The sequence below is a fragment of the Pseudomonas sp. P1_F1_2 genome (genome assembly GCF_056405815.1).
On sequence record NZ_JBFUBK010000008.1, the window covers coordinates 63,130 to 75,890 of the forward strand.

A 12,761-nucleotide genomic window follows, 5' to 3' on the forward strand; every position below is an offset into this window, starting at 1 on the left:
TTGCCTACAACCTTGGCGGGCGTCATCTGATAGCTGCGACATACAACTTAAAGAAAACCAGCTCGTCGCATACGAAAAAGCCGCGCATTAGCGCGGCTTTTTTGTTTGGTGGGCCCACACGGACTTGAACCGTGGACCAAAGGATTATGAGTCCTCTGCTCTAACCAACTGAGCTATAGGCCCTCAGTAGGTCGCGGATTATAGCGACGGTTTCTCGGCTGTGCTATCCGAAAAATCGGATACGGCTATACGAAGAAACGTCGCGGCAAATTCGTCGGGGGGCAGCGGCAGGCTGACGATGTAGCCCTGGATCTGTTCACAGCCTTCGGCAGTGAGGAATTCCTGTTGGGCCACGGTCTCGACGCCTTCGGCAATGACGGTAAATTGCATGCTGCGGCCCAGCGCGATGATCGCGCGAACGATCGCCGCATCGTGCGGATCGTCAGGCAGGCCGCGGACGAACGACTGATCGATCTTGAGAATATCCAGCGGCAAGCGCTTGAGGTAGCTCAGCGACGAATAGCCCGTACCGAAGTCATCGATGGCCAACTGAACACCCAGTTGTTTGAGTTGGTGCAGCACCGCCAGCGCTTCTTCGGCCTGGCTCATGATGAAGTTTTCGGTAATCTCCAGTTGCAGAAAACCCGGCGCGAGATGGCTGTCCTTGAGCAGTTGTTCGATCCGCCCCAACAGGTTCGGTTGGCGCAGTTGGGCGCCTGCGAGGTTGACCGAGAGCGGGCCGAGGCATTCATACACCTGATTCCACTCTTGCATCTGCCGGCAAGCCGTCTCGAGTACCCAGTCGCCAATTTGCAGAATCATGCCGTTTTCTTCGGCCAGGGGAATGAAGTGTTCCGGCGGCACGGTGCCGAAGGTCGGGTGATGCCAGCGAATCAGCGCTTCGGCGCCGACCAGTCGATGGTCGGCGAGGCTGATTTTCGGTTGGTAATGCAGGAATAGTTCGTTGCGCTCGATGGCGCGCCGCAGCTCATGTTCCAGCGCCACGCGTTCGCTGGCCTGTGCGGTGAGGTCGCGGGTGTAGCTTTCAACCCGGTTACGCCCCTTGGCCTTGGAGCGGTACATCGCCGCGTCGGCGTTTTTGACCAGCGTGGCGACGTCCCAGCCGTCGTTGGGGTACAGGCTGGTGCCGATACTGGCGCTGATGAAAAACTCATGCTCCCCGGCCTGGAAGGGCGCGGAGAAACAGTTGAGCAGCTTGGTCGCAATATTGTCGGCATCGCTGGATTGCTGAAGGCCCGGTAGCAGAATGATGAATTCGTCACCACCAAGGCGCGCAACGGTATCGATATCGCGCAACTGCTCTTTGAGGCGCACGGCGATGCCTTTGAGCAGCAGGTCACCGACCGGGTGGCCGAGGCTGTCGTTGATGTGCTTGAAGCGGTCCAGGTCGAGGAACAGCACTGCGCCCTGGCCGCCGTTTTCCTTCTGCGAGTTGAGTGCGGTTTGTAGTCGGCTTTCGAACAGCGTGCGGTTTGGCAGGCCGGTCAGTGGGTCGTGATGCGCCTGGTAGTCGAGTTTGGCCTGGGCGTGTTTGAGGCTGGAAATATCGGCAAATACCGCCACAAAGTGGGTGATGAATTTTTCCCGGTTGCGCACAGCGTTGATGGTCAGCCAGCTCGGATAGAGTTCGCCGTTCTTGCGGCGGTTGGAAATCTCGCCTTGCCAATGACCTTCGGCTGTCAACTGATGCCACATCGCGGCATAGAATGCGCTGTCGTGGAGGCCCGAAGCGAGCAGGCGAGGGGTGTGGCCCAGCGCTTCGCTCTCGCTGTAGCCGGTAATCTCGGTAAAGGCACGGTTGACCGCGCTGATGTGCTGTTGGGTGTCGGTGATCAACACACCTTCGGCTGTGCTTTCGAACACGGTGGCGGCCTGTTGCAGCTTTTCCTGCATGAGGTGCCGCTCGGTAATGTCCCGGGCAATGGTCAGCATGCAATCTTCATCGCCGATCGGCAGCGGACGGCTCGATACCTCGCAGAGGCGGATCTGCCCGTCGCTGCGGCGGATGTGGCAGCTGAAGTCGCGGACGAAGCCATCGCGGTGCAGCAGGTCGAGCATTTGCTTGCGTTCGTTGAGGTTGACCCATATCCCCAGGTCCAGGGCCGACCGGTCCACGGACATTGCGCTGTTGAAACCGGTAATGCGGCTGAATCCTTCATTGACCTCCAGCAGTAACCCGTCGCTCTGGCGCGACAGCAACAAACCGTCTGGGGAAGCATGAAAGGCCTTGGCGAATTTCTCTTCGGAGGTTTGCAGTTGTTGCTGGGTTTCTTTTAGCTGGCTGATGTCACGCACCACCACTACGAGGGCGGGAGTGGTATCGAGATCAAAGGGTTCGGCGGAAATCAGGCCGGTAAACACGTGGCCATTACTGCGACGAAAGGGCATTTCCAGGTTGCGGATACTGCCGGCCTGCAGACGTTGCAGCAGGCCGGGACCCACACCGGGTATGCCCCAGATGTTCAGGTCGGTGGCGGTCTGGCCTATGACCTCTTCGGCCTTGAGACCAATCTGTTCTTCGAACGCTTTGTTGACCTCCAGCAGACAACCGTCACTAAGCCGCGCGATCACCAGGATGTCCGGGCACTGCTGGAATACCGAGGCGAATTTTTGCTCGGAAAGGCTTAGCGCCTCTTCAGTGCGCTTGGCATCACTGATGTCGATCATCAACCCGCGCAACACCGGCTCATGGCCGTGCTCGATCAGGCTGACGATGTCGCGCACCCACAGGCAGCGGCCATCGGCGGTGATGACCCGGTAATCAACGCTGTGATCGCGCCCGGCCAGCACTTCGTGATCGCAGTAGGTTTGAGCCCGTGTCAGGTCCGCAGGGTGGATGATATTGCGCCAGAACCCCGGAATCAGCCAATGGGACAGGGGATATCCCAGCAGGTCTTCGGCGTGTGGCGACACGTAGCTGTAGGTGTAATCGCTGATCCGTGCTTCCCACGCGATGGCCGACAGACTCTCGACCAGCCCGCGATAGTGGTACTCGCTGCTGCGCAGCTCCTGTTCGAGGTCGACCCGACGAGCAATTTCAGAACTCAGTCGACGATTGATCCGAATCACCACGGCCAGCATGACCATCAGAAACAGCAGCCCCGGCAAGCCGTAAGCCAGCAGATCCGACCAGAAGCTACGGTGATCCAGGACATTTCCGACCCAGTGTTCCTGAATGGCGCTGATTTCACTCGGGCTCATGTCCGCCAGCACTTTATCCAGAATGCCGACCAGCACCTTGTTGTTGGGGGGCACGGCCATTGCCAGTTGATAGCGATACGGGGTTTCGCCGCTGACATACAACCCTTCGAGCTTGAGCTGACGAAGGCTCCAGACGCTGGAAGCGAGATCGCCCACCACGGCGTCTACTTCATCGGTGGCCAGCGCCTGCAAGGCTGAACTCACATTGGACATCGGCACCAGATTCAAGTCTGGGTGGTGGGTGCGCAGTAGCTCATGCGGCGCATAGTTTTCCACCACGGCAATCTTTAGCCCGTACAGGTCTTCGAGCTTGTGCGGTTGGGCGCCGCCGACATGGGCCAGGATGACAATCGGAAAGTCGAGGTAGGGGCGCGTAAACGACAGGTATGACTGGCGTTCCGGGGTCGACATGATGCCCGGTAACATGTCTAGCTTGCCTTGCTTGGCCTGTTCCAGTACGACCGTCCAACTGACCGGCTCGATGGGCGTGAGTTTGATCGCCAGCCTTTGGCGGATCACGTTGATGTAGTCCGCGGCCAGGCCTTGATAGCGGCCCTGTTCGTCGCGGAACTCAAATGGCGGCCATGACGCGTCCACACCCAAGCGTAAATCCGGGTGTGCGGTCAGCCAGCTACGTTCGTCGTCGGTCAGAGTCAGCGCGCCAGCCGTTGCGGTCCAGGTCATCAGCGACAGCAAAAAAAGCACGGTCGGCAGTCTGGGCATAACGGTCTCGTTATGGCTCGGGGGAATGTTTCGAGTGTAGACGGGCTAAGCGGTGGGGGGGATGTGCGGGGGATTTAATCTGCATAAAGCAAAACCCCCGGCCTGGGCCGGGGGTTCTGTTGTTACTCGTCGAGGAAGGAGCGCAAATGCTCGCTTCTCGTCGGGTGGCGCAGCTTGCGCAGTGCCTTGGCTTCGATCTGACGAATCCGTTCACGGGTCACGTCGAACTGCTTACCAACTTCCTCAAGGGTGTGGTCGGTATTCATGTCGATACCGAAGCGCATGCGCAGAACCTTGGCTTCACGTGCAGTGAGGCCGGACAGCACTTCGCGAGTCGCTTCTTTAAGGCTCTCAACAGTGGCGACATCGATTGGCGACTGCATGGTCGAGTCTTCGATGAAGTCACCCAGATGGGAGTCCTCGTCATCACCGATCGGGGTTTCCATGGAGATCGGCTCTTTAGCGATCTTCAATACCTTGCGGATCTTGTCCTCAGGCATTTCCATGCGTTCGCCCAGCTCTTCCGGAGTCGGTTCGCGACCCATTTCCTGCAACATCTGACGGGAAATACGGTTGAGCTTGTTGATCGTCTCGATCATGTGCACCGGAATACGGATGGTGCGGGCCTGGTCGGCGATCGAGCGAGTGATCGCCTGACGGATCCACCAGGTGGCATAAGTCGAGAATTTGTAGCCGCGGCGGTATTCGAACTTGTCTACCGCTTTCATCAAGCCGATGTTGCCTTCCTGGATCAGATCGAGGAATTGCAGGCCACGGTTGGTGTACTTCTTGGCGATGGAGATCACCAGACGCAAGTTCGCTTCGACCATCTCTTTCTTCGCGCGGCGGGCCTTGGCCTCACCGATCGACATGCGACGGTTGATGTCCTTGATCTCGGCGATCGTCAAACCGGTTTCGGTTTCCAGCGCGGTCAGCTTCTGCTGGCAACGAATGATGTCCGGTTGCAGGCGACCAATGGCTTCAGCGTATTTGCTCTTGCCTTTGGCCAGTGCATCGGTCCAGCTTTCGTCAACTTCATTGCCTGGGAACTGGCGCAGGAAGTCGGCACGCGGCATGCGGGCATCACGAACGCAAAGTTGCATGATCGCGCGCTCTTGCTGACGCAGACGATCCAGGGCACTGCGAACACGCTCGACCAGGCCTTCGAATTGCTTCGGAACCAGTTTGATCGGCATGAACAGCTCAGCCAGGGCCAACAGCTCGGCGATTGCCAGCTTATTGCCACGACCGTGCTTTTTCAGCGCCTTGCGGGTGATTTCCATCTGATCGGAGACAGCGCCAAAACGCTGTGCAGCGATGATCGGATCCGGGCCGCTTTCGGCTTCTTCTTCGTCATCCGTTGCTTCGGCGTCATCGTCGTCGGTGTCGTCGGCAGCGGGAGCGGCTTTCGGATCGATCGGCGGTGGCACTTCTGCAGCAGGCGGTGCAATGCCGTCGTCCGGGTCGATATAACCGCTCAGGACGTCGGACAGGCGGCCACCTTCGGTGGTGACGCGAGTGTATTCGGAGAGAATATGGTCAACCGTGCCAGGGAAGTGCGCAATTGCGCCCATCACTTCGCGGATGCCCTCTTCAATACGTTTGGCGATTTCGATTTCGCCTTCACGTGTGAGGAGCTCTACCGTACCCATTTCACGCATGTACATGCGCACTGGGTCGGTGGTGCGACCAATGTCGGTCTCGACCGCTGCCAACGCTGCTGCTGCCTCTTCGGCCGCGGCTTCGTCGGTATCGGCGTCGGCCAGCATAAGGGAATCCTTATCTGGCGCAACCTCGAATACGTTGATCCCCATGTCATTGATCATGCGGATGATGTCTTCCACCTGTTCCGGATCTGAAATATCCTCCGGCAGGTGGTCGTTGACCTCCGCGTAAGTCAGGTAACCCTGCTCACGACCAAGTGTGATCAACTCTTTGATACGAGACTGCTGTTGCGCTTTTCCGGACATAACACCCTATCCACTGAAGGTCTTGGCGGGCAAAAAACAAGCCGAGGATTATACCTGAGCTATGACCTCACGCGCCAGTTGAGGTCGGGTTTGATACAGCCATATTGCGTTTTAATAGGTCGCGCATCTGATTTGCTATCTGATTTGCTTCCTCCGCGGTCAATCCTGGCTGCCTTGCTTTCCTGATTAGTACTTCCAGGCTATCCGTGTGTTGAGCGGCTGATAGCCTAGTAATGGTGTCTAAAAACTGTTGTTCAAGGTTGTCACCTGCAATCAGCCATTCCTTTTCCGCCAATGCCTTGAGCAAACGCCCCTGCTCAGTCCCGTGCCAGCGGGCCATAAGCTGAATTGAGTTTAGCTTAGGATTTTTTTGCACCGCTTCGATCAGTGCGACCAGCAGCTGTGCGTAGGTATTGCTCTCATTGGCGAAATGGTCGGCGGTTTCTACCCGGCCGGCCAGGTCTGGATGATGAATGAGGGTTCGAAGTGCGATCAGCGTTGGGGCTTCCACGGCAATTGGAGTGCGCGGGGCGCTCGGTTGATCACGATCGCCACCGCGTTTGCCATTCTTGTCCCAGGGTTTCTTGTCCCACTTCTTGCCGCCAGCGCCGGGTTTTTTCGGCGTCCACTCCTGCTGCGGCGCGTACATCTCTTGTGACTGCGGCTGATGGTAGTCGCTGTAATCGGGCATGGCGTCGTAATCGATGCCTGGATCGTATGCCGGTGGCGCTTCCTGCGGGGCGCTTTGCGCCAGTTGGCTGACGGCTTCACCGCTAAGCCCGGTGATTTCGCTCAGACGCTGGCGCATCAGGATGCGCAGGTTGGCACCCGGTACCTTGTCGATCAGCGGCGCGGCGAGGGTGGCCATGTGGGCCTTTCCTTCCAGCGAGCGCGGGTCCGACTCCTCGGTCAACTGCTGGAAGAAATAATCCGCCAGTGGCTGGGCGTGCTGGTTGATTCGCGCACGGAAGGCATCCGTGCCTTCGGAGCGAACCAATGTATCCGGGTCTTCGCCTTCCGGCAGGAACAGAAAGCGTGCGCGCCGCCCGTCTTGTAGGCAGGGCAGTGTCGCTTCCAGTGCCCGCCAGGCGGCATTACGGCCAGCCTGGTCGCCGTCGAAACAGAACAGCACGTTGGGCACGACGCGAAACAGACGCTTCAAGTGCTCTTCGCTGGTGGCGGTGCCCAGGGTCGCGACGGCATTGCGCAGGCCTTGCTGGGCGAGGGCGATGACGTCCATATAGCCTTCGACGACGATGATTTCGTCGAGGTTGCGGTTGTTTTTGCGTGCTTCATAAAGACCGTAGAGTTCCTGGCCTTTATGGAAGACCGGTGTTTCCGGTGAGTTCAGGTATTTCGGTTTGTCGTCGCCCAGTACCCTGCCGCCGAAAGCGATGATGCGCCCACGGCTGTCGCGAATCGGGAACATCACGCGATCGCGGAAGCGGTCATAGCGTTTGCCTGTTTCGGCGTTCTCGATCAGCAGCCCGGCGTCGACCATGGCTTTTTGTTGCAGGGTATCGCTGCTCAAGTGCTTGAACAGGTTGTCCCAGCCCGGCGGGGCAAAGCCGAGGCCGAAGTCGCGGGCAATCTCGCCGGTCAGTCCGCGGCCCTTCAAGTAATCCACCGCGGCTTTGCGTGACGGATGGCTTTTCAGCGCCTGACGATAAAAGTCGGCGGCAGCGGTGAGCAGCGGATACAGCGGCGAATCGGTTGGTTGCCGCGGTTTGTGCGCCCGACCGCTTTCTTCACGGGGGATTTCCATACCGGCTGCTTTGGCCAGTTCTTCGACGGCCTGGACGAAATCCAGGTTGTCGTGGTCCATGATGAAGCCGAGGGCGTTACCGCCAGCACCGCAGCCGAAGCAGTAATAGAACTGTTTGTCGGGGCTGACGCTGAAAGACGGGGTTTTCTCTTTGTGGAACGGGCAGCAAGCGGTGTGGTTCTTGCCGGCCTTTTTCAATTGCAGGCGCGAGCTGACCACATCGACGATGTCGGTGCGGTTCAGAAGGTCGTCAATGAAGCTCTGGGGAATTAGCCCGGCCATGGCGTTCTCGTCATCTGCGCTGAAATGGACCTTTAACGAAGGGCGGCCGGACGCGGGTCGTTGTTTGAGGCGCGCAAAAAGTGCGGCTCGACCGGTGTCGTCTGCGTAATCGCTATCGGGGAGTGTATCTGCCGAAAATCCACTGACGTTAATACCAATCAGTAATCGACTGTTTGAAAGTGTTGCGCTGAATCCGCTGCGGCCTGTCGATGGCCTCGGATAGCTCAATAAGCGGGCACGCAAGCAGGTGCCTTGGGCTGATCGTCGTGAGAGGAATCAGTGGGTGTGCTCGTCAGTAGCCTTGGAAGGCTCGTCAGAAAAGACGTGCACCGCTGGCAAAAGAGCCAGGTCTGACGCTGTAAAGCAGGTTTGTCTTGGTCGCGTCTGCGGCTTCGACAGTGAAGCATCAAGCGTTTTACGCAAATGCCATTAGCCCGGCTGAGAGCCGGGCTTGGCAGAAGCTTGCTACGATCGTCTGTGTATTAGTACAGACGAACGGCGCGGCGCTGTTCGCGCTGAACTTTCTTCGCGTGACGCTTAACAGCGGCTGCTGCTTTGCGCTTACGCTCGGAAGTTGGCTTCTCGTAAAATTCGCGGCTACGAACTTCAGCCAGTACACCGGCTTTTTCGCAGGAGCGCTTGAAACGACGCAGAGCTACGTCGAAGGGTTCGTTCTCTTTTACTTTGACGGCTGGCATCCAGAGCTACCTTCATTCATTACCGGGGTCAACATCCTCGCGGCAAAAGAGCACTTGAAGACGTCGGTTTTTAAGGGTTGCGGATGTTAACTCCTCATCGCTCGGAATGCAAAGCCTCTGATCGAAAACCGCTGGTCGGGGCATCACGCGGCGACTATTATGCGCGCCTTCGAATTCAGCCTAAACAAGGCGCAAACCCATGCTAGTACTGGGATTAGAAACCTCCTGCGACGAAACCGGCGTCGCATTATATGACAGTGAACGCGGGCTGTTGGCCGACGCACTGTTCAGTCAGATCGACTTGCACCGCGCCTATGGTGGTGTGGTGCCGGAGCTGGCCTCGCGCGATCACGTGAAACGGATGCTGCCCTTGATTCGTCAGGTGTTGGCCGAAGCTGACTGTGTGCCGACCGAGATCGACGCGATCGCTTATACCGCGGGTCCTGGCCTGGTTGGGGCGTTGCTGGTGGGGGCTTCCTGCGCCCAGGCGCTGGCCTTTGCCTGGGGTATTCCGGCCTTGGGTGTGCACCACATGGAAGGCCACTTGCTGGCGCCTATGCTGGAGACGCAACCGCCCGAATTCCCGTTCGTCGCTTTGTTGGTGTCCGGTGGTCATACGCAGTTGGTTCAGGTCGACGGGATCGGTCAGTACACGCTTTTGGGCGAGACGCTGGATGATGCCGCCGGTGAGGCCTTTGACAAGACCGCGAAGATGATGGGGCTCAATTATCCGGGCGGCCCGGAAATCGCGCGTCTGGCCGAGCAAGGTGTTGCGGGACGATTCACGTTTCCGCGTCCGATGTGCGACCGTCCAGGCCTGGCATTCAGTTTCAGTGGCTTGAAAACCTTCGCCCTGAACACCTGGCAGCAAAGCGTCAGCGCCGGGGACGACAGCGAGCAAGCCCGTTGCGACATCTCTCTGGCGTTCCAGCAGGCCGTGGTGGAGACTTTGACCATCAAGTGCAAGCGAGCCCTGAAGCAAGCGGGCATGAAGCGCCTGGTGATTGCCGGGGGCGTCAGCGCCAACAAGGCCCTGCGCACCTCGCTGGAGAAAATGCTCGGCGACATGAAGGGTGATGTGTTTTATGCCCGCCCGGAGTTCTGCACCGACAATGGCGCGATGATCGCGTTTGCCGGTTGCCAGCGCTTGCAGGCCGGCCAGCATGAATCTTTGGCGATCAGCGTGCAGGCGCGTTGGCCGATGGAGCAGTTGTCTGCGCTTTGATGAGCCGCGCTCACGTCCGGTATTTAAAAATGCCGTTCGCGCCCGGCAAACAGGTCGCGTAGATTGCCGCGATGACGCCAGACAATCAGCCCGGTGAGCACGCTCATGGGCAGCAACGCCGCCGGTTCTTGCCAGGCAAGCAGCGGCAGCGTCAGGGGTGTGGCGATCAGGGCGGCGAGTGAGCTGGTGCGGGTCAGGTAGAATGTCAGCAGCCAGGCGCAGACCGCCAGCAACGCGGCGGGCGGGTATAGCCCCAGCAACATGCCGGCCGCGGTGGCGACACCTTTGCCACCGCGAAAGCGAAAGTACACTGGAAACAGATGGCCGATGACGGCGCAGATGCCGATCCAGGCCTGTTCTTGCAGCGAAAGACCGGCAAGAGCGGCGATCAGCACGGGCAGCAAGCCTTTGCAGAGGTCGCCGAGAAGGGTCAGGACGGCGAGTTTCTTGCCGGCCAGGCGCAACATGTTGGTGGCACCGGCATTGCCTGAGCCACTCATTCGCGGATCGGGACTCCCGGTCAGGCGGCTGAGCAAAATGGCGAAGGACAGCGAGCCGAGCAGGTAGGCGAGGATCGCCAATAACCAAAACATGCTAACTATTCCGGGCGAGGACGCCCTGATTCTAACGGCGCATTGCGCCCTTGTCGTGCAGCGGAGAAAAGTGCTTGGACAGAGTGTTTATCGAGGGCCTGGAAGTCGACACCGTGATCGGTGCCTACGACTGGGAGCGAGGCATCCGACAGTGCCTGCGTCTTGATCTGAGCTTCGCCTGGGACAATCGCCCGGCCGCCGCCGGTGACGACCTGACCCTGGCGCTCGATTACGCCAGTGTGTCGTCGCGCATCCAGGCGTTTGCCGAGCAGGCGCAATACCAACTGGTCGAGACTTTTGCCGAGCGTCTGGTTGAAGTGCTGATGAATGAATTCAAGATCACCTGGATGCGCCTCAAGCTGACCAAGCCTGGCGCTGTCCCGGCGGCCACCGGTGGTGTGGGCGTGGAGATCGAGCGCGGATGTCGCTGACTCAGGTGTACCTCGGGCTCGGTAGCAATATCGAGCGTGAAACCCATTTGCAGGCAGGTCTGGATGCCCTTGCGGAGTTTCTGGTGGATATCCGCTGTTCGGCGGTGTTCGAAAGCCAGCCAGTGGGCATCAAGAGCGGGCCGTTCTTCAATTTCGTGGTGTCGGCTTACACCGATCTGCCGCTGATGGAGCTCGACCGTCGATTGAAATTCATCGAGGCGGACAACGGTCGCTACGCACCGGACCGCAAGGGATTGCCGCTGGATATCGACGTCCTGCTGTTTGGTGATCTGGTGGGTAATTTTGATGGTTTGATCCTGCCGCGAGCCGAAATTTTGAAGAACGCTTTCGTGCTGTGGCCGTTATCGCTGATTGCGCCTGATCGCGTGCATCCGGGTGTAGGAAAGAGCTTTGCGACCTTGTGGGGCGAAGCGCAGATTGATCAAGTATTGGCGCCGGTTGCGTTTGAGTGGCGTGGCGAGCAGCTAACACCTTCGAATTTGCTGTGATTTGACTGACATCATCGCGGGCAAGCCCGCTCCCACAAGGGTTGCATCGTACCTGTGGGAGCGGGCTTGCCCGCGATAGCTTTCAGACAGACGCCGCTTCTTTGTAGGCCTTCAGCGCCTTCAGTCGTTCACGCTTGATCGCTTCACCCAACTCCGGCCCTTTGAAGCCCTTCTCCAGCAGCGGCTGGACCGCCACGCTTCTGGCTGCCGTCGCCGCACCGCGCAAATAATCCGCCTGTGGATAAGTTCTCTGTTCCAGACCTTTGCGTCCGCGTGCATCCATCTCACACGCGTGGATAAATTCTTCGAACCGCTGAGGTCGTCGGTAGACGTCAAAACTCTGTAGCAAATCCAGCAGCGTCGAAGGCTTCAGCTCCAGGGCGCGATGACCATGGGTATGATATTCGCCCACCAGCAGTGCCAGTTCCTGGCAATCTCTCGGTGCCTTGAACCGTTCGTTGACCGCTTTGATCAGCTTCAAACCCCTGTGTTCATGGGCAATGTGCCGGGGCCAGTCTTCTTCGGGTGTCAGTCCTTTGCCCAGGTCATGCAGCAGGCAGGCCCAGCGCACGGTCAGCGGTTGTTTGTGATGCGCCGCTTGCTCGAGCACGCTCAGCGTATGCACCCCGGTGTCGATTTCCGGGTGATGAGCCTCGGGCTGGGGGACGCCAAACAACGCGTCAACTTCAGGCATCAGCACCTTGAGAGCGCCGCACCCGCGCAGCACTTCGATGAACACTTGCGGCTGATCTTCCATCAATGCTCGGGAAATTTCTTTCCAGCTGCGTTCGGCGGTCAGCGCTTCCAGTTCGCCCGATTCGCTGAGCTGGCGCATCAACTCCATGGTCTCGGGCGCGACGTTGAAACCTAGCGGCGCATAGCGTGCTGCAAAACGGGCGACGCGCAGGACACGGAGCGGATCTTCGGCGAACGCGGGGGAAACGTGACGAAGAAGGCGGGCTTCCAGATCGCGCTGGCCATGGTAGGGGTCGGTCAGGTTTTGCTGATCGTCCTCGGCCATGGCGTTAATCGTCAGGTCGCGACGGATCAGGTCTTCTTCGAGGGTGACTTCGGGACTGGCGTGAAAGGCGAAACCGCCATATCCGCGTCCACTCTTGCGTTCGGTACGGGCAAGGGCATATTCCTCACCGCTTTTAGGGTGAAGAAATACCGGGAAGTCCGCCCCGACCGGGCGAAATCCCTTGGCGAGCATCTCTTCAGTGGTGGCGCCCACCACGACCCAGTCGATATCGGTGACAGGTTTGCCGAGCAGGCGATCACGTACGGCACCGCCGACTTTATAAATCTGCATAAAAAACCTCCGTTAGCTCGACAGAATAACC

General features: G+C 58.8%; 9 protein-coding genes and 1 tRNA gene. 3 read left to right on the forward strand and 7 right to left on the reverse strand.

The annotated features are described in order from the left end of the window. Positions 1-106: 106 nt before the first annotated feature. The 5 genes from AC1D2P_RS04070 to rpsU form a co-directional block, all read right to left on the reverse strand. Positions 107-183 (reverse strand) — tRNA-Ile (locus AC1D2P_RS04070). A gap of 15 nt (positions 184-198) precedes the next feature. Then, the gene (locus tag AC1D2P_RS04075; protein WP_109785556.1) at positions 199-3,945 is read right to left on the reverse strand and encodes a bifunctional diguanylate cyclase/phosphodiesterase; all 3,747 of its coding nucleotides are present in this window, start codon (positions 3,943-3,945) and stop codon (positions 199-201) included. 122 nt (positions 3,946-4,067) lie between these two features. After that, complete coding sequence (rpoD, locus tag AC1D2P_RS04080; protein ID WP_046029963.1) at positions 4,068-5,915, reverse strand: RNA polymerase sigma factor RpoD; 1,848 nt, start codon at positions 5,913-5,915, stop codon at positions 4,068-4,070. A gap of 67 nt (positions 5,916-5,982) precedes the next feature. Continuing rightward, entirely contained in the window at positions 5,983-7,962 is a 1,980-nt protein-coding gene (gene dnaG, locus AC1D2P_RS04085) for a DNA primase (RefSeq protein WP_223522844.1), read from the reverse strand. Positions 7,963-8,444: 482 nt separating this feature from the next. After that, positions 8,445-8,660 carry a 30S ribosomal protein S21 gene (gene rpsU, locus AC1D2P_RS04090; RefSeq protein ID WP_002551877.1) on the reverse strand — a complete coding sequence of 72 codons (216 nt, stop codon included), beginning with the start codon at positions 8,658-8,660 and terminating at the stop codon, positions 8,445-8,447. A 199-nt stretch (positions 8,661-8,859) separates the two neighbouring features. Between rpsU and tsaD the strand changes: the two genes are divergently transcribed. Then, positions 8,860-9,885 carry a tRNA (adenosine(37)-N6)-threonylcarbamoyltransferase complex transferase subunit TsaD gene (gene tsaD / locus AC1D2P_RS04095; protein WP_027926719.1) on the forward strand — a complete coding sequence of 342 codons (1,026 nt, stop codon included), beginning with the start codon at positions 8,860-8,862 and terminating at the stop codon, positions 9,883-9,885. Positions 9,886-9,908: 23 nt separating this feature from the next. Here the strand turns inward: tsaD and plsY are convergent, their stop codons facing one another. Continuing rightward, positions 9,909-10,478, reverse strand: coding sequence for a glycerol-3-phosphate 1-O-acyltransferase PlsY (gene plsY, locus AC1D2P_RS04100; protein ID WP_046029970.1), 570 nt, complete (start codon positions 10,476-10,478; stop codon positions 9,909-9,911). A gap of 74 nt (positions 10,479-10,552) precedes the next feature. On the opposite strand from plsY, the gene folB reads away from it, so the two are divergent. Then, positions 10,553-10,909, forward strand: coding sequence for a dihydroneopterin aldolase (gene folB, locus AC1D2P_RS04105; RefSeq protein WP_077431164.1), 357 nt, complete (start codon positions 10,553-10,555; stop codon positions 10,907-10,909). Continuing rightward, positions 10,900-11,418, forward strand: coding sequence for a 2-amino-4-hydroxy-6-hydroxymethyldihydropteridine diphosphokinase (folK, locus tag AC1D2P_RS04110; protein WP_077431165.1), 519 nt, complete (start codon positions 10,900-10,902; stop codon positions 11,416-11,418). Before folB ends, folK begins: the two co-directional genes overlap by 10 nt. A gap of 82 nt (positions 11,419-11,500) precedes the next feature. Here folK and AC1D2P_RS04115 read toward each other — a convergent pair whose 3' ends face one another. After that, entirely contained in the window at positions 11,501-12,730 is a 1,230-nt protein-coding gene (locus tag AC1D2P_RS04115; RefSeq protein ID WP_477757409.1) for a multifunctional CCA addition/repair protein, read from the reverse strand. Positions 12,731-12,761: the final 31 nt, after the last annotated feature.

Excerpts from the sequence above, each read along its gene's own strand:
- rpsU (WP_002551877.1), bottom strand. The coding sequence starts at position 8,660 with ATGCCAGCCGTCAAAGTAAAAGAGAACGAACCCTTCGACGTAGCTCTG.
- AC1D2P_RS04075 (WP_109785556.1), bottom strand. The coding sequence starts at position 3,945 with ATGCCCAGACTGCCGACCGTGCTTTTTTTGCTGTCGCTGATGACCTGG.
- plsY (WP_046029970.1), bottom strand. The coding sequence starts at position 10,478 with ATGTTTTGGTTATTGGCGATCCTCGCCTACCTGCTCGGCTCGCTGTCC.
- folK (WP_077431165.1), top strand. The coding sequence starts at position 10,900 with ATGTCGCTGACTCAGGTGTACCTCGGGCTCGGTAGCAATATCGAGCGT.
- rpoD (WP_046029963.1), bottom strand. The coding sequence starts at position 5,915 with ATGTCCGGAAAAGCGCAACAGCAGTCTCGTATCAAAGAGTTGATCACA.
- dnaG (WP_223522844.1), bottom strand. The coding sequence starts at position 7,962 with ATGGCCGGGCTAATTCCCCAGAGCTTCATTGACGACCTTCTGAACCGC.
- AC1D2P_RS04115 (WP_477757409.1), bottom strand. The coding sequence starts at position 12,730 with ATGCAGATTTATAAAGTCGGCGGTGCCGTACGTGATCGCCTGCTCGGC.
- tsaD (WP_027926719.1), top strand. The coding sequence starts at position 8,860 with ATGCTAGTACTGGGATTAGAAACCTCCTGCGACGAAACCGGCGTCGCA.